Source organism: Clostridium sp. 1001283B150225_161107_B6 (assembly GCF_015556325.1).
In the GTDB taxonomy this organism is placed as follows: Bacteria; Bacillota; Clostridia; order Lachnospirales; family Lachnospiraceae; genus Enterocloster.
In genome coordinates this window covers 352,440-368,855 of the sequence record NZ_JADNMD010000001.1, presented here as the reverse complement: position 1 = coordinate 368,855, position 16,416 = coordinate 352,440, and the positions used below count along the sequence as shown (strand labels likewise).

15 protein-coding genes and 1 tRNA gene are annotated in these 16,416 nt (G+C 52.8%); 14 read left to right on the top strand and 2 right to left on the bottom strand.

Translation table 11 applies throughout. From position 1 onward, the window contains the following. The first annotated feature begins 8 nt into the window (after positions 1–8). The 4 genes from I2H39_RS01700 (at position 9) to I2H39_RS01685 (ending at position 3,697) form a co-directional block, all read left to right on the top strand. A complete protein-coding gene (locus I2H39_RS01700) occupies positions 9–1,538 on the top strand; it encodes a sugar ABC transporter ATP-binding protein (RefSeq protein WP_138310175.1) in 1,530 nt (509 codons plus the stop codon). Next, positions 1,535–2,539, top strand: coding sequence for a beta-methylgalactoside transporter (locus tag I2H39_RS01695; RefSeq protein ID WP_195625664.1), 1,005 nt, complete (start codon positions 1,535–1,537; stop codon positions 2,537–2,539). The genes I2H39_RS01700 and I2H39_RS01695 overlap by 4 nt, the downstream gene beginning before the upstream one ends. A 14-nt stretch (positions 2,540–2,553) precedes the next feature. Beyond that, complete coding sequence (locus I2H39_RS01690; RefSeq protein WP_195625663.1) at positions 2,554–3,435, top strand: aldo/keto reductase; 882 nt, start codon at positions 2,554–2,556, stop codon at positions 3,433–3,435. A gap of 179 nt (positions 3,436–3,614) precedes the next feature. After that, positions 3,615–3,697: transfer RNA gene (locus I2H39_RS01685), tRNA-Leu, on the top strand. 82 nt (positions 3,698–3,779) lie between these two features. Here I2H39_RS01685 and I2H39_RS01680 read toward each other — a convergent pair. Then, positions 3,780–4,700, bottom strand: a complete 921-nt coding sequence (locus I2H39_RS01680) for a hypothetical protein (RefSeq protein WP_227146521.1) — start codon at positions 4,698–4,700, stop codon at positions 3,780–3,782. A gap of 171 nt (positions 4,701–4,871) precedes the next feature. Between I2H39_RS01680 and I2H39_RS01675 the strand changes: the two genes are divergently transcribed. The 10 genes from I2H39_RS01675 to I2H39_RS01630 all read left to right on the top strand — a co-directional run bounded on the left by I2H39_RS01675 (position 4,872) and on the right by I2H39_RS01630 (position 14,844). Further along, positions 4,872–5,696 carry a helix-turn-helix domain-containing protein gene (locus tag I2H39_RS01675; RefSeq protein ID WP_138310171.1) on the top strand — a complete coding sequence of 275 codons (825 nt, stop codon included), beginning with the start codon at positions 4,872–4,874 and terminating at the stop codon, positions 5,694–5,696. 151 nt (positions 5,697–5,847) lie between these two features. After that, the gene (locus I2H39_RS01670; protein WP_138310170.1) at positions 5,848–6,177 is read left to right on the top strand and encodes a zf-HC2 domain-containing protein; all 330 of its coding nucleotides are present in this window, start codon (positions 5,848–5,850) and stop codon (positions 6,175–6,177) included. A 25-nt stretch (positions 6,178–6,202) separates the two neighbouring features. Continuing rightward, the gene (polA, locus tag I2H39_RS01665; protein WP_195625662.1) at positions 6,203–8,950 is read left to right on the top strand and encodes a DNA polymerase I; all 2,748 of its coding nucleotides are present in this window, start codon (positions 6,203–6,205) and stop codon (positions 8,948–8,950) included. A 69-nt stretch (positions 8,951–9,019) separates the two neighbouring features. After that, positions 9,020–9,646: a dephospho-CoA kinase gene (gene coaE, locus I2H39_RS01660; protein WP_138310168.1), complete on the top strand. Its 627-nt coding sequence runs from the start codon at positions 9,020–9,022 to the stop codon at positions 9,644–9,646. 21 nt (positions 9,647–9,667) lie between these two features. After that, the gene (locus I2H39_RS01655; protein ID WP_138310167.1) at positions 9,668–10,465 is read left to right on the top strand and encodes an MBL fold metallo-hydrolase; all 798 of its coding nucleotides are present in this window, start codon (positions 9,668–9,670) and stop codon (positions 10,463–10,465) included. Positions 10,466–10,523: 58 nt separating this feature from the next. Next, positions 10,524–10,796: an ACT domain-containing protein gene (locus tag I2H39_RS01650; protein ID WP_002583283.1), complete on the top strand. Its 273-nt coding sequence runs from the start codon at positions 10,524–10,526 to the stop codon at positions 10,794–10,796. Between the two features lie 57 nt (positions 10,797–10,853). Then, positions 10,854–12,224, top strand: coding sequence for a PFL family protein (locus I2H39_RS01645; RefSeq protein ID WP_138310166.1), 1,371 nt, complete (start codon positions 10,854–10,856; stop codon positions 12,222–12,224). A 40-nt stretch (positions 12,225–12,264) separates the two neighbouring features. Beyond that, a complete protein-coding gene (locus I2H39_RS01640; RefSeq protein WP_138310165.1) occupies positions 12,265–12,906 on the top strand; it encodes a histidine phosphatase family protein in 642 nt (213 codons plus the stop codon). Between the two features lie 54 nt (positions 12,907–12,960). Continuing rightward, positions 12,961–13,596 carry an HAD family hydrolase gene (locus tag I2H39_RS01635; RefSeq protein ID WP_195625661.1) on the top strand — a complete coding sequence of 212 codons (636 nt, stop codon included), beginning with the start codon at positions 12,961–12,963 and terminating at the stop codon, positions 13,594–13,596. 9 nt (positions 13,597–13,605) lie between these two features. After that, positions 13,606–14,844, top strand: coding sequence for an SAM-dependent methyltransferase (locus I2H39_RS01630; protein WP_195625660.1), 1,239 nt, complete (start codon positions 13,606–13,608; stop codon positions 14,842–14,844). Between the two features lie 72 nt (positions 14,845–14,916). On the opposite strand, the gene I2H39_RS01625 is transcribed toward I2H39_RS01630, so the two are convergent. Next, positions 14,917–16,305: a nucleotidyltransferase family protein gene (locus I2H39_RS01625; protein WP_243281768.1), complete on the bottom strand. Its 1,389-nt coding sequence runs from the start codon at positions 16,303–16,305 to the stop codon at positions 14,917–14,919. Positions 16,306–16,416 lie beyond the last annotated feature (111 nt).

Below are 16,416 nucleotides of genomic sequence, written 5' to 3'. Positions count from 1 at the left end.
GGAAGCAGATGGAAGAATACAGGCTGAAGATAGAAAACATGTCTAAATCCTTCCCCGGAGTAAAAGCCCTTGACAATATTAAGCTTGCGGTGAAGCCTGGAAGTGTACATGCATTGATTGGCGAAAACGGGGCCGGCAAATCCACTTTGATGAAGTGTCTGTTCGGCCTCTATCATCCTGACAGCGGGACCATTGAAATTGATGGCCGGGTCATGGATATCAAGGACCCCAACGATGCGCTGAAAAGCGGCATTTCCATGATTCACCAGGAGCTGAATCCGGTTCCTTACCGGAATGTGGTGGACAATATATGGGCGGGCAGGTTCCAGACAAAGGGTATTGTGGTGGATGAAAACCAGATGATGGAAAAGACCAGGAACCTGCTTCGGGATTTGGATTTTGATATAGACGTGACAACCTTTGCAAAGAACCTGTCTGTTTCACAGATGCAGGCAATCGAGATAGCAAAGGCTGTTTCCTACAATGCAAAAATCATCATCATGGACGAGCCCACTTCCTCGCTGACCGTGGCGGAAACCCGGCATCTGTTCAAAATCATTGACAAGCTGAGGAAGGAAGGGCGTTCCATTATCTACATATCCCACAAGCTGGAGGAAATATTTGAGATAGCAGACCAGATAACCGTGATGAGGGACGGCCAGTACATAGGCACATGGGATATCGGGGACATTACCATAGACCAGCTTATTGGGCAGATGGTGGGCAGGAAGATGGACGAGCGCTTTCCTGTCTGTGAAAAGACCCTGACAGACGAGATAATGCTGCAGGTAAGGAATTTTACCAGCGCGGACCCGCGCTCCTTTAAGAACGTATCCTTTGACCTGCATAAGGGCGAGATACTGGGCATAGGCGGGCTGGTGGGAGCACAGAGGACAGAGCTGATAGAAGCCATATTCGGCCTGCGCAAAATCGTAAGCGGGGAGCTGTCCGTCAACGGAAAAAGAGTGGTCAACCATTCTCCCCAGGACGCCATACGCAACGGATTTGCCCTTCTGACAGAGGAACGCAGGGCAACGGGAATCATTCCCATGCTGTCGGTATGGGACAACACCCTGGCGGTTGCCTATAAGAAGCTGACCGGCAATGTCTTGGGATACATCCATGCGAAAAAGCTGTCTCCCAGCGTTGACAAGGTGTGTACGGACCTGGATGTCCGCATGGCCGGGACAAAGACCCTTATCAAGAACCTGTCGGGGGGGAATCAGCAAAAGGTGCTGATTGGCAGATGGCTGCTGGCAAACTGCGATGTCATTATGCTGGATGAACCCACCAGGGGCGTGGATGTGGGAGCCAAATACGAAATTTACAGAATCATGCAGGATTTAGTGAAAAAGGGAAAGGCAATCATAATGGTTTCCTCTGAGATGCCGGAGTTACTGGGGATGTCGGACCGCATCATGATTATGTGTGCCGGAAAGCAGACCGGCATCCTTGGCAGGAAGGAAGCCACCCAGGTTGAGGTGATGAAGTATGCCACCCAATTTGACGATAAGACGAAAGAAGGAGTGTCGGTATGAAAAGAAAGGATTTGACAGCAAAGGACATAAAACAGATTATGATGGATAAAGCCCTTATCATCGTGCTGGTATTTATGATTATAGGAATCATCATAATTGAACCTTCTTTTTTGCAGATAAGGGTTTTGACAGACATACTGACCCAGTCTGCCGTTAAAATGATATGTGCGTTGGGACTGATGTTTGCCCTGCTTTTAGGTGGGACCGACCTGTCCGGCGGCCGTCAGGTGGGCCTGGCGGCCGTTATGGTGGCGTCCCTGTCGCAGATGGTGCACTATTCCAACAAGTTCTGGCCGGGCCTTCCTGAGCTTCCCATCATTATTCCGGTCATCATGACCCTGGCACTGGTTGCCGTGATTGGAGCTATTAACGGCTTCATGATTGCAAAGCTTAAGATGGCCCCCTTTATCGCCACATTCGGCATGAGCACCATTGTATACGGAATCAACTGTCTGTATTTTGCCAAGAAGCCCAACAATTCCCAGCCCATCGGAGGCATCAGGGAGGATTTGACCGTGCTCAGCAGTTTCAAGGTATTCGGGCAGATTTCCTTTTTGGTGGTCATTGCCATCATTGCCATTGCCGGGGTATGGTTCCTGCTCAATAAAACCGTGTTCGGGAAGAACATATATATTGTGGGAGGCAACCCGGAGGCAGCCAAGGTATCCGGCATCAATGTGAGCAGGGTAATCATCACTGTGTTCATCATTGAATCCATGTTTGTGGGACTGGCCGGTATCCTGGAAGTGGCCAGGACCGGAGGCGCCAACTCAGCATATGGAAATGCATATGAATTTGATGCCATATCCTCCTGCGTGGTGGGAGGCGTATCCCTGAGCGGAGGCGTGGGAAAAGTATCCGGCGTTATCATAGGCGTGCTTATATTTACCTTCATCAGCTATGGACTTGCCTACATAGGGGTTAACTCCAACTGGCAGCTGATTGTAAAGGGACTTATCATATGCAGTGCTGTTGCCCTGGATATGAGAAAAAATTCTTAATTAGGAGGAACAAGGTGAAAAAAGTCAAATTATCAGAAGGGCTGTCATTGTCAGCCGTGGTACAGGGATTCTGGAGACTGGACGGCTGGAATTGGTCTGCAAAGGAGCTGGCCCGGTTCATGAATGAATGCATTGAGCGGGGGGTAACCACCTTTGACACAGCGGAAATCTACGGCGGCACGCTGTGCGAGACACTGATGGGCCGGGCCTTTGAACAGGACGCCTCCATCCGGCACCGAATCCAGCTGGTATCCAAAACCGGAATTTTCAATGAGAATGGGTTCGGATACTATGACACAAGATACGACAGGGTAAAGAAGTCCTGTGAGGAAAGCCTGAAGCGGCTTCACACAGACCGTCTGGACCTGTATCTGATTCACAGGGAGGACCCCTGCATTGATTTTGAGTCCACGGCCAGAGCCCTGACAGAGCTTAAGAGGGAGGGGAAGATTGGGGAGATGGGCGTTTCCAACTTTGACCCCCGCAAATTCCACGGCCTTAACAAAGCAGTGGGCGGACAGCTGGTAACCAACCAGATTGAGTGGAATCCGGTCTGCTTTGAGCATTTTAATTCAGGAATGATGGACGACCTGACTGCGTCCGGAATCCATCCCATGATATGGTCGCCTCTGGCGGGCGGAAGGATGTTTGACCCCAATGACAGCCTCTGCGCCGCAGCCATGAAAACCATTAAGAAAATTGCAGAGAGACATGACACAGACCCAGCCACTGTCATATATGCCTGGATTATGTACCATCCCGCAGGGGCAATCCCTATTTCCGGCAGCAACCGCCCGGACCGTCTGGATATGGCCGTCAAGGCCCTGGACCTCCGGCTGGAGCATTATGAGTGGTATGAAATATACAAGGCCAGCGGCCAGCAGGCAATCCGGTAGGACAAACGTGAGAAGGGGACTGTTGGGAATGGGCAGCAGCCGGTCCTGACAGTCTTTCTCCAGCCGGTCCATTCCCGTCAGCCTGCGGCGCAGCCGGTCAGGGGTGAAGAGTCCCGCAGGTTTTTTCAAAAAACACTTGCCAAAATATGTATCCTGTGATAAAATAATCAGCGTTGTAAGCCGGCGTGTCGGAATGGCAGACGATGCAGACTCAAAATCTGTTGCGGGTAACCGCGTGCGGGTTCAAGTCCCGCTGCCGGCATAAGAAAAAACCGTTGAAACCTTGATGAAATCAAGGGATTCGGCGGTTTTTTGTGTTTTGTGGTTTGTTCCGCTATACGCATCTAAATGGCAGACGCACAGGACCCCTGGAATGGATTTCTATATCCAGCATCCGGATTCCGGCATCCGCGGATTTCATCCATCATCTGAAAGACCAGGAAGGAGGTTGCGAGGTGCCTGCGCCAGTCCCTTTTTCCTTCTATATATTCCATGCACTGTTCCAGCTCCCTGCTGCGGCAGGCTTTGTCTGAAAAGGAGACCAGCGGCTCCTCTGCCGCGAAACGGTTGAAATAGGTTACTTCCCTGAAATTCTGTATATCACGGATTAACAGGCTTCCCTTTTCTCCCTCTATGAGGCTGGGAACATGGCTGCCGGATATCTTGGAATAAACCAGCTCCACCCGGGCAGCGCCCAGATATCCGCTGACTGCGCCGGCTGCGTCCATTCCGTTTTCCGTGAACACCATCCGGGCATCCAGATGCTCCGGTATGCCAAAGAGATGCACAAGAGGATAGATGCAGTCCAATCCCCTTTGAAACAGTGCGCCTCCCGGGAGAAGGCGGGCCGGAGCATGGACAAAAGCGCTGCGGATTCCCTTGCAGGTGAAGGCGTACTCACAGGAATGGAGACGAATCCGGCGTATGGGGCCCAGGCATTTGACTGCTGTCTTTAAGGGAGCCATACATGGGTTAAACCCAAGATGGATATGTTCCAGCAGCACCGCGCCGTGCTCATCCGCTGTCTGTGCCAGCGTCCTTAAGGAACCGGCATCCGCTGCTCCCATGGCACCGAACAGGACATGCTTTCCTGCTCTCAGAAGTGCAAGGACCTGCTGGAAATCCAGACTGCTGTAATCCGGAAGATATATGATATCGGCCTCCTCCATGGGAACCTCCGCCAGGCCCAGGCCTTTTTGTTCGGCGGCTGTTTCCCGAAGGCAGCGGCTTTTTTTATTGGCAACCATCACAGCCATGGGTATCATGGTCATTCCTCCATTTCATTGTTTACCTTTGGATGGCTTTATGGTATAACAAAAACAGATGGAATAATACGGATTTTATGGGATATTTTTCGAAAATTACAGTTTTCTTGCCATGGCGGTCCGGCCATGCAGAGGAAGGATGCAGGCGAAGATGAAGGAGGGAATGCATGTATGAGCAACACCATGGTTTTAAAGGATAAAAGCGTTCAGGTCAGCCGTATCAGAAGGTCCTCCAGTTTTGTGATGAAGCGCCCTCATTACCATTCTTATTATGAGATTTATTATCTGTTATCCGGGAAATGCAAGATGTTTATCAATCAGGATATCTACTACCTGGAACCGGGCGATATGACCATCATCCCTCCTCTTGAGGTCCACAAGGCGCTGTATGAGCCAAACTGGCAGGCAGAACGGTTCGGCGTCTATTTTTCAAAGGACACGGTCAGCTCCTTTTTAAGCCTTTGCGGAAAGGATGCATTTGACCATATCTTTTCACAGCCCAAACGGACCATTCCCCCGGAATTCCGCCCAAAGACGGAGGAACTGCTGGCACAGATGCAGGATGAGGAAAAGCAGGGGGACAGCTACTGCCAGATACAGCTTCGCAGCCTCCTTCACCAGATTCTGGTCATATTAGGGCGCTGCCAGGGCGCCCGCGGGGACGGGCACATGCTGGAGGAGACCGAGGAAACCATGGTCAGGGCAGCCAGATATATGAACCAGCATTATCAGGAAGGGCTGACGCTGGGGGTGGTGGCTGCATTTGCCAACATGAGTCCCACCTATTTTTCAAAGAAATTTAAAAGCTCCACCGGTCTTTGCTTTAAGGAGTATCTGAATTACATCCGCGTGCAGAAAGCATCGGATTTGCTGCGCAACACAGACCTTTCCGTGACCGGTGTGGCCATGGCCTGCGGATTCTCGGACGGCAATTATTTCGGGGATGTATTCCGGCGGCTGACAGGCGTTTCTCCCAGGGAATACAGGAAGGGATAGACGGTCCGGCGTCTGGGCCGTGCCGGGGCCTGACTCCGGATGCGGCCCTGAATCAGGTCCCGGGAGTCCCAATCTTTCATTGAAAAGTAAGCTGATTTATTGTATGATGTAAGGAGAATTTGATTAAAATGATAGACAGGAGGTGCCGGCTGTGACCTGCAGGGAAGCGGAGCGTCTGGTAATGCCGTATATCAACGGCAGCATTACGGACGAGGAACTGAAAGAATTTTTAAAACACATTGAGACCTGTGGGGAATGCAGGGAAGAGCTGGAGATTTACTTCACAGTGGACGTTGGAATCCGCCAGCTGGACCAGGAAACAGGCACCTATAACATCAAGGGAGCCCTGGAGACAGCCCTGGAGCTGTCCCGGCAGAGGGTGCACACCCTGGGAATCCTGGAGACAGCCCGCTATGCGGTGAACACCCTGTGCTTCTGGGCCGTGCTGGTGGTGCTGGTGCTTCAGTTCAGGATGTGGTGACAGAGACAGAAAGGAACTCATATTAATGGACAAATTGGTTTTGATTGATGGACACAGTATTATGAACCGGGCATTTTACGGGGTACCGGACCTTACGAATTCGGAAGGTCTGCATACCAACGCAGTGTACGGTTTTTTAAATATCATGCTGAAGATATTGGAGGAGGAAAAGGCGGACCATGCAGCGGTTGCCTTTGATTTAAAGGAGCCGACCTTCCGGCATGAGATGTATGATGCCTATAAGGGGACGAGAAAGCCCATGCCTGAGGAACTTCATGAGCAGGTTCCGGTGATGAAGGAAGTGCTCAAGGCCATGGGAATTCCCATCATGACCCTGGAGGGCTTTGAGGCGGACGACATACTGGGAACCGTGGCAAAGAGGTGCCAGGCCCAGGGCATTGAGGTATCCGTTGTATCCGGCGACAGGGACCTTCTGCAGCTGGCTGACCAGCACATCAAGATTCGGATTCCCAGAACCAGCAGAGGCGTGACCGAGATTAAGGATTATTACCCCGGGGATGTGATGCAGGAGTATCAGGTAACGCCGGAGGAGTTCATTGATGTAAAGGCACTTATGGGTGATTCCTCCGACAACATACCGGGGGTGCCTTCCATTGGGGAAAAGACAGCTACCAGCATCATCGCCCAGTACAAGTCCATAGAGAATGCCTACGCCCATCTGGAGGAGCTTAAGCCGCCCAGGGCAAGGAAGGCTCTGGAGGAGCATTATGACATGGCCCAAATGAGCAAGAAGCTGGCGGCCATCTGTACGGACTGCCCGGTGGAATTTAATTACGAGGATGCCAGGATTGAGGACCTGTACACACCGCAAGCATATCAATATATGAAGCGTCTGGAGTTTAAGTCCATTCTGGCCCGGTTCGATGGGACAGCTGCCCGGGAAGCCTCTGCGCCGGATGTAAAAACCCATTTCACCCTGGTGAAGGACGTGAAGACAGCGGATGCCGTATTCGGCAGGGCCAGGGGCGCGTCTCTGGCAGGCTTCCAGCTCATACTGGGAAAGGACGGGGCGTTAAAGGAAACAGCGGAGCAGCTGTCCTTCAGCTTTGACGAGAACGGGGAAGTAAAGGCCGGGAAAAAGGCCAGGTCCGGGCTGAACCCCGTCACAGGCCTGGCCCTCTGCCTGGGCGGGGAGGAAATATACTGCCTGGCCGCAGGAGAACAGATTACAGGGGAGTATCTGCTGGAACAGCTCCGGGCGCTGTGCAGAGATAACCGGGATGCTAAGGAATTCTGGGTGCTGGATTTAAAGTCCATGCTTCCGTATCTGGAACTGAAGGATACCGACCCTGTGTATGACGCCGGGGTGGCCGGATATCTTCTGAACCCTCTGAAGGATACCTATGCCTACGATGACCTGGCCAGGGACTATCTGGGGCTTACTGTGCCGTCCAGGGCGGACCTGCTGGCCAAGGAGGACCTGGGAGACGCCCTGTGGAGGGGAGAGAAAAACGCCGTGGACTGCGTATGCTACATGGGCTATACTGCTTGGAAGGCAGCAGCCCCTCTGGCAGCCCAGCTAAAAGACACGGAAATGTATGCCCTGTATACGGAAATAGAGATGCCCCTGATTTACAGCCTCTTCCATATGGAGCAGGAAGGCGTAAAGGTGGAGCGGGCCGAGCTTAAGGAGTACGGGGACCGGCTTAAGGTGGGAATTGCCAAGCTGGAACAGGAAATCTACCAGGAGACAGGACATGAATTCAATATCAATTCCCCGAAACAGCTGGGAGAGATTCTCTTTGAACAGATGGAGCTTCCGGGGGGAAAGAAGACAAAGACAGGCTATTCCACGGCAGCGGATGTACTGGAAAAGCTGGCCCCTGATTATCCGGTGGTCCAGAAAATCCTGGATTACCGCCAGCTGACAAAACTGAATTCCACTTATGCGGAGGGGCTGGCCGCCTATATTGGTGAGGACGGAAGGATACACGGCAAGTTCAACCAGACCATCACGGCCACGGGACGCATCAGCAGTACGGAGCCGAACCTGCAGAACATTCCGGTGCGCATGGCCCTGGGCAGGGAAATCCGCAAGGTATTTGTTCCCAAGGAAGGGTGCGTGTTCGTGGATGCAGACTATTCCCAGATTGAGCTGCGCATCCTGGCGCATATGTCAGGGGATGAACGGCTGATTGAGGCATACCGTTCCGCCCAGGACATCCATGCCATCACTGCGTCCCAGGTATTCCATGTACCTCTTGAGGAAGTGACTCCCCTCCAGCGCCGCAATGCAAAGGCAGTGAACTTCGGTATTGTTTACGGAATCAGCGCCTTTGGACTCAGCGAGGGACTCAGCATTTCCCGCAAGGAGGCCGTGGAGTATATTGATAAATATTTCGAGACATACCCCGGCGTAAAGATATTCCTGGACAGTCTGGTCAAGCAGGGCAAGGAACAGGGCTATGTAACCACCCTGTACGGCAGGAGGAGGCCCATACCGGAGCTTAAGTCCGCCAACTTCATGCAGCGCCAGTTCGGCGAGCGTGTGGCTATGAATTCACCGATTCAGGGAACTGCTGCAGACGTTATGAAGATTGCCATGATTGCAGTGGACCGGGAACTGAAGAAGAGAAACCTGAAATCCAGAATCGTGCTTCAGATTCACGATGAGCTTTTGATTGAGACAGCCGTGGACGAGATTGAGACGGTTAAGGATATACTGACCGATAAGATGAAGCATGCGGCGGATTTACGGGTTTCACTGGAGGTGGAAGCGGAAGTGGGAAAATCCTGGTTTGACGCAAAGTAGGGGTGCGGAAAAAACAGCGGAAAAAACAGCGCGCAAAAAACCAACGTATCGGAAGGGCAGCGGCAGGATATGGAATCGATAGGAAATGCACCCGCCACAGGCGGTAAATTTATATTGGGAATCACAGGCGGTGTTGGCTCCGGCAAAAGCCGGGTGCTGGAGATACTGAAAGAGGAGTACGGCTTCCGTGTTATCCAGGCGGACCAGGTGGCAAAGAAGCTGATGGAACCGGGGCAGGAGAGTTACCGGGCAGTGGTGGACTGCCTGGGCCCTTCCATCCTGAATGAGGATGGAACCATCAACCGTCCTGCCATGGCCGGGGTCATCTTCGGCTGTCCTGAAAAACGCAGCCAGGTGGACCGTCTGACCCATCCCCTGGTGTGGAAAACAGCCTTCCGGGAGGCCTTGGACTGCCCTGAACCGCTGGTGGTTATAGAGGCAGCCGTCCCATCAAAAGAATTCCGTGACAACTGCCGGGAAATGTGGTATGTTTATACATCGAGGGAGAACCGCACGGCCCGTCTCAGGGAGAGCCGCGGCTACACCAAGGAGAAGACGGAGAGCATCATGGACAGCCAGGCGTCTGAATCCGGGTTCCGGGCATTTTCCGACGCAGTGATTGACAACAACGGCTCTGTGGAGGAGACAGGGAACCAGATTCGCCAGCTCCTGAAAAACAAAATCAGAATGCAATAATAAGACAAAGGACTGTAAAACATGAGAATGGTAAGTATTGCCAGCGGAAGCAGCGGCAACTGTATATACATAGGTTCCGACAGCACCCACATACTGGTGGATGCGGGAATCAGCAACAAGCGGATTCAGCAGGGACTGAATGAGATAGGGCTTACGGGAAATGACGTAGACGGGATTCTCATCACCCATGAGCACTCGGACCATATCAAGGGGCTGGGAGTGCTGTCACGCAAGTATGAGATTCCTATTTACGGGACCCGGGAAACCCTGGATGAGATTGCGTCCGCAGGCAGTCTGGGCAAATTTGACAAAGGGCTTCTGACTCCGGTATGCCCGGATTTGGATTTCATGGTAGGGGATTTGACTGTGAAGCCCTTTAAGATTGACCACGACGCTGCCAATCCGGTGGCATACCGCGTACAGAACGGGGAGAAATCCGTGGCAGTGGCCACGGATATGGGACATTTTGACCAGTATATCATAGACCACCTGCAGGGGCTGGATGCCCTGCTTCTGGAATCCAACCACGATGTGAGAATGCTGGAGACAGGCCCCTATCCCTATTACCTGAAACGGAGGATTTTAGGGGACCACGGCCATCTGTCCAATGAAAATGCGGGCAGGCTTTTGAACTGCGTCCTCCATGACAAACTGAAAAAGATTCTATTGGGACATCTCAGCAAGGAAAACAATTACGAGGAGCTGGCCTACGAGACTGTACGGCTGGAGATTGACGAGGGAGACTGCCCTTACGGGGCCTCTGACTTTTCCATCTCCGTGGCCAGCAGGGACTGCATGAGTGAAATCATATATCTGTAAAACGTATGGATATCCGTTCACCGGATTTCAATAAAACAAAAGCGTGAGGAGAATGAAGATGAATAAGGCAATCATTACAGTAGTAGGGAAAGACAGGGTAGGAATCATTGCAGGCGTATGCACGTACCTGGCTGAGAACCAGATTAATATACTGGATATCACCCAGACCATTGTCAAGGGATTTTTCAATATGATGATGGTTGTGGACGTGGAGAACATAACCAAGTCCTTTGGCGAAGTGGCCCGGGAGCTGGAACAGGTGGGAGAGGAAATCGGCGTGAGCGTGAAGATTCAGCGGGAAGAAATCTTTCTCAAGATGCACCGTATCTAACGGCATCCCCAGAGGATAGGGCGGGCCTGTAATTCAGAAGAAAGGGACGAAAGAACTATGATTAACGTAAATATGTACGAGGTAAATGAGACCTACAACATGATTGAACATGAGAAGCTGGATGTGCGTACCATTACCCTGGGCATCAGCCTTCTGGACTGTGTGGACAGCAATCTTGAGGCTCTCAATGAAAAGATTTATAAGAAAATCACGACCCTGGCAAAGGACCTGGTTTCCACCGGCCAGGATATTGAGGCTGATTTCGGTATTCCCATTGTCAACAAGCGTATCTCCGTCACCCCCATTGCGCTGGTGGGCGGTTCTGCCTGCAAGCGCCCTGAGGATTTCGTCACCATAGCCAAGACTCTGGACAGGGCTGCAAAGGAAGTGGGCGTGAACTTCATCGGCGGCTATTCCGCCCTTGTAAGCAAGGGTATGACCAGGGCTGACAAGAACCTGATTCTCTCCATTCCCCAGGCGCTGTCCCAGACAGAGCGCGTGTGCAGCTCCGTCAATGTAGGCTCCACCAAGACAGGTATTGACATGGACGCAGTGGAACTGATGGGAAGAATTGTGACTGAGACAGCCGAGGCCACCAGGGACCATGACTCCCTTGGCTGTGCCAAGCTGGTGGTATTCTGTAATGCCCCTGACGACAACCCGTTTATGGCAGGCGCTTTCCACGGCGTAACTGAGTCCGAAGCCATCATCAATGTAGGCGTAAGCGGACCCGGGGTTGTGAAGGTTGCACTGGCAAAGGTAAGGGATGCCAACTTTGAAGTGCTCTGCGAGACCATCAAGAAGACTGCATTCAAGATTACCCGCGTGGGCCAGCTGGTTGCCCAGGAAGCCTCCAAGCGTATGGGTATTCCCTTTGGCATCATTGACTTGTCCCTGGCCCCCACTCCTTCGGTGGGAGACAGTGTTGCCGAGATACTGGAAGAGATTGGCCTGGAGCGCGTGGGCGCGCCCGGAACAACAGCAGCCCTTGCCATGCTCAATGACCAGGTGAAGAAGGGCGGCGTCATGGCTTCCTCCTATGTGGGCGGTTTGAGCGGCGCGTTCATCCCGGTCAGCGAGGACCAGGGAATGATTGACGCGGTCAGCATGGGCGCCCTGACCATTGAGAAGCTGGAGGCCATGACCTGTGTTTGTTCCGTTGGTCTTGACATGATTGCCATTCCGGGGGATACGCCCTCCAGCACCATTGCAGGCATCATTGCAGATGAGGCCGCGATTGGAATGGTGAACCAGAAGACCACAGCGGTGCGTCTGATTCCCGTGGTGGGCAAGAAGGTTGGGGAAACTGCCGAGTTCGGAGGACTGCTGGGATATGCGCCTGTCATGCCTGTGAACACATTCTCCTGCAGGAGATTCGTGACCAGGGGCGGAAGGATTCCGGCGCCAATCCACAGCTTTAAGAATTAATGCTGTCCGGGATTCAAACAGCCGGACGGAGGGAAAACAGATGAAGATATTTTTGATACGCCACGGCAGGCAGTGCAGCAAGCTGTGCAACGTGGATGTGGATTTAAGTGAAGAAGGTTACAGGCAGGCGTCTCTCTTAGGAGAGCGCCTGTTTCATGAAAACATACAGGTGGTTTATTCCAGCCATCTGCTGCGGGCCGTGGAAACGGCTCAGGCAGCCAATCTCTACTGGAATGTGGAGCATATCATACGGCCGGAGTTAAGGGAGATATCCTTTGGCCGCATGGAGGGCATGACAGACCAGGACATTGCGGTAAAATACAGGGATTTTAAGGTGCAGCAGTCCCTTATGGAGGAAGACCTTCCCTATCCGGGCGGGGAATGCGCCGGGGACGTGGTCCGGCGGGCGGAACCCGTGTTCAGGGAAATGGCTGAAAGCGGCTATGAGCGCATAGCAGTGGTGACCCACGGAGGCGTTATCCGTTCCATGACAGCGCACTACCTGGGAATTCCCATGAAAACATGGAGGATACTTGGAAAAAGCCTGGAAAACTGCAGCATAACAGAGCTTAACTGGGATGGAAAAACAGACCGGTTCACCCTGGAGCGCTTTAACGACTATGCCCATCTGGAGCCTTATCCGGATTTGCTGCGAAAAGGCTGGGTCAGCGCGGAGAATTAAGGACAGCAGGACGGGGCTGGTTTTAAATGATTGTGAAAAGGATGGTTTCAGGGTATGAATAAAGGGATACTATTTGATGTGGACGGCACACTCTGGGATTCAGCTGCCCAGGTGGCTGAATCCTGGAATGAGGTGCTGGAGCGTTATCCCCATCTGGGAGTCAGGATTACGGCTCAGGATATGTATGACAATATGGGAAAGACCATGATGGATATTGGTAAGACATTGTTTCCGGGGCTGGCCCAGGATGCGTGCAGAAGGGTAATGGAGGAGTGCATGACCTATGAGAACCATTACCTGCTGGCCCATCCCGGAATCCTGTATCCGGAGGCAAGGGAAATCATGGCGCGGCTCAGCCGCCAGTATGGCCTGTATATTGTCAGTAACTGTCAGTGCGGATATATCGAGGTGCTTCTTAAGAGCTGCAGTCTCCGGGAATATGTCCGTGATATTGAGTGTTACGGCAATACCGGCCTTCCAAAAGGAGATAACATCCGCATGGTGGTGCAGAGAAACCATTTGGACCGCTGCTTTTATGTGGGAGATACCCATATGGATGAGGAAGCGGCAGGTGTGGCAGGAATCCCCTTTGTACATGCAGCATATGGGTTTGGCAGGGCAGAGCGGCCGGCTGGCTCCATCGAGTCATTAAGCCAGCTTCCTGTTCTTGCCAAGAAACTTCTGGATTAGGAGCTGGAAATGAATCAGGAAGAATGTAACGAAATCAAACAGGCGCTGGAGCTATTCTTAAATGAATCCCTGGAACGGATTCTTATGAGCAACCCAATTGACAGCGAAACAATTTCCCGGTCCAGAATCCGTCCCCTGCTCATGAAGGGCAGGCTGATGTTCCAGGCAGAGGAGCAGTGCGGCAGACAGGCGTTTCACCGCAATCTGGACCGGGTCCAGGCAGCTGATTATGTAACAGGGCTTCTGGATGGCTCCTTCCGACAGGCTGAGATTGCATCCGGCCTTGGAAAGGCCCTTATCCTGGTGAGCAGGAAGGGAAAGGTAACTGTGAAGGTGAAGTTGAATCCGAGGCCGGGAGGAACCCAGCCTGCCAGGATTCACTCTCCCGGAACCCAGTCTCCCAGGGAACCAGGGCTTTCCGGCCTGCTGTCCCATAACCGGAAAAAGCATTATATCCTGGAAGAGGGAATACCGGTTCCATTTCTGGTGGACTTAGGAGTCATGACAAAAGAGGGCAGGGTGGTAAACAGCCGTTATGACAAATACAGGCAGATAAACCGTTTTCTGGAGTTCATTGAGGATATTCTCCCCAACCTGGACCAGAACAGGGAGTCCACCATCATTGACTTTGGGTGCGGTAAATCCTACCTCACCTTTGCCATGTATTATTATCTGAAGGAATTAAAGGGATATCCGGTCCGAATCATAGGCCTGGACCTTAAGAAGGATGTCATAGAGCACTGCAGCCGCCTTGGCAGGCAGTATGGTTACGAGGGGCTTACCTTCTGCCATGGTGACATTGCCTCCTTTGAGGGAGTGGAGCAGGTGGACATGGTGGTCACCCTTCACGCCTGCGACCTGGCCACGGATTATGCCCTTGAAAAGGCAGTGAACTGGGGAGCCAGGGTCATTTTGTCGGTTCCCTGCTGCCAGCATGAGCTGAACGGGCAGATGGCCAACAGCCTCCTTAAGCCGGTACTTCAATACGGCCTGATAAAAGAGCGCATGGCAGCTCTTTACACGGATGCCATCCGCGCCCAGGTCCTGGAATACAGGGGATACCGGACCCAGATTCTGGAATTTATTGACATGGAGCACACGCCGAAGAATATTCTGATTCGGGCTGTGCGCCAGGGAAAGAGACGGGACAACGGCCGGCAGATACGGGAGCTGGTGGATTTTCTGGATGTGAAGCCCACTGTGGTGGAACTGCTGGCCCCGGAGTTATGGGAGCTGTCTGGGAAATAGTAATTAAGAAAACAATAGGGCAGGTCAGCGGCAATGCAAAGCATCCGCGGACACGCCCTTTTGTCCTTTATATCATAAAATACAGATTGGCTGGTTAAATTCGTTGCGTACAGGCTTACCCAGCTTTTCCGAAAGCAGGGCCTGGCGGATGTGGGAGGCGTAGATGTCCTGTGTGAACATGTCCAGGGCTGTCCCGGTGAGAATATGGGGAGCATCAGCTGTCTTGGTAATCAGGGGAATGGAGGTTTTTTGTTTTACCAGGGCCAGCAGTTCCCTGGATTCCCTCCTGAATCCCAGGATTCTGGCGTAAGGGGCGCGGCCTGCGGCCTTGTAGGCCTGCACCTTGACAGCGGTCAGGCCAAGCACTATGTGAAGAAGGGCCCGGCTGATTCGTGTATAAGTATACTGGCGGGTCTTAAGCTGTTCAATCCGGCCTTCCCAGCTGGTCTGCTGAAGAAGGCAGTTGTCCAGCCTCCGGGCCATTTCCGGGGACACATCCCCGTATAAGGTATAGTCCTGTCCCTCCCGTTTCAGGGACAGGAGGCAAAAGTTCAGCACCTCCGACAGGTCATTGGCCTCCACTGGCGGTTCCTGGCCGTACAGGGACCAGATTGCCCGGGGAATGTGCGGCCTGGCCTCCTGGGCCAGCTTTCCATGAGAGGACAGGCCCCTATCATGGGGCGGCTCCTGTTTTTGGAGTATCCGCCGGATGGCGGAGGCGGAGGCCTGACCCTCTTCCAGTTCCTTATCGTGGTATCCCCGGCCCTGGCGAAGGATGGTCAGCGGGATAAGGGGACTGTTCTGGCGCAGGATGGCCTTGCAGTATTCGATTCCCAGAAGATTGTTGGGAGAGCCCAGAAGCCGGCCCATTTCTTCTGGTTTCAGCGGAAAATCCCTGTCTTTTTCCGCCATTTCCAGCAGAGCCTGGTTGCGGGCCTGGGGCCAGCTCAGGCCGCTGCGCAGCCCCCGGCTTAACAGAGCGGAAAAGTCCCCGCCTTCCTCCGCCAGAATACGGGCAGCTGTCTGAATCCTGTGTATCTCCCCATCCTCACTGCCAAAGCAAAGCACATCCACTGCCCCCAGTCCTGTGAGCAGGGCCACACCGCAGGCGGCAAAGTCCTCTGCACTGCTGACCGCAAAGGCGGAGGGCAGCTCCACCACCAGGTCTGCGCCGCAGGAAAGAGCCATTTCTGCCCGCAGGTATTTGCTGTAGACCGCAGGCCCGCCCCTCTGTACAAAATCACCGCTCATGGCCACAATGCACCAGTCCGCGCCGGTCCGCTTTTTTGCTTCCTCTATCTGATATCTGTGTCCGCTGTGAAACGGGTTATATTCGGCAATGATGCCGATTACCCTTAGGGGCTGTTCCTGTTTTGCTGTTTTCCCTGAATTCGCAGGTTTTTCCCATGTTGCTGTTTTCCCGAAATCCGCTGGTTTTCCCAAGTTTACTGACTGTCCCAAATTTATTTACCCCTGTCCTGATTGTTTACCGGTTTATTTTATCATGTCCATTATATCTGCAAACATCCATTCCGTCCAGATGGCATTTGTTCATGTTCAGTTTATAAATCT

Coding starts and splice junctions, on each gene's coding strand:
- I2H39_RS01695 (WP_195625664.1), top strand. CDS start 1,535: ATGAAAAGAAAGGATTTGACAGCAAAGGACATAAAACAGATTATGATG.
- I2H39_RS01700 (WP_138310175.1), top strand. CDS start 9: ATGGAAGAATACAGGCTGAAGATAGAAAACATGTCTAAATCCTTCCCC.
- polA (WP_195625662.1), top strand. CDS start 6,203: ATGGACAAATTGGTTTTGATTGATGGACACAGTATTATGAACCGGGCA.
- I2H39_RS01675 (WP_138310171.1), top strand. CDS start 4,872: ATGAGCAACACCATGGTTTTAAAGGATAAAAGCGTTCAGGTCAGCCGT.
- I2H39_RS01680 (WP_227146521.1), bottom strand. CDS start 4,700: ATGATACCCATGGCTGTGATGGTTGCCAATAAAAAAAGCCGCTGCCTT.
- I2H39_RS01640 (WP_138310165.1), top strand. CDS start 12,265: ATGAAGATATTTTTGATACGCCACGGCAGGCAGTGCAGCAAGCTGTGC.
- coaE (WP_138310168.1), top strand. CDS start 9,020: ATGGAATCGATAGGAAATGCACCCGCCACAGGCGGTAAATTTATATTG.
- I2H39_RS01635 (WP_195625661.1), top strand. CDS start 12,961: ATGAATAAAGGGATACTATTTGATGTGGACGGCACACTCTGGGATTCA.
- I2H39_RS01650 (WP_002583283.1), top strand. CDS start 10,524: ATGAATAAGGCAATCATTACAGTAGTAGGGAAAGACAGGGTAGGAATC.
- I2H39_RS01655 (WP_138310167.1), top strand. CDS start 9,668: ATGAGAATGGTAAGTATTGCCAGCGGAAGCAGCGGCAACTGTATATAC.
- I2H39_RS01630 (WP_195625660.1), top strand. CDS start 13,606: ATGAATCAGGAAGAATGTAACGAAATCAAACAGGCGCTGGAGCTATTC.
- I2H39_RS01645 (WP_138310166.1), top strand. CDS start 10,854: ATGATTAACGTAAATATGTACGAGGTAAATGAGACCTACAACATGATT.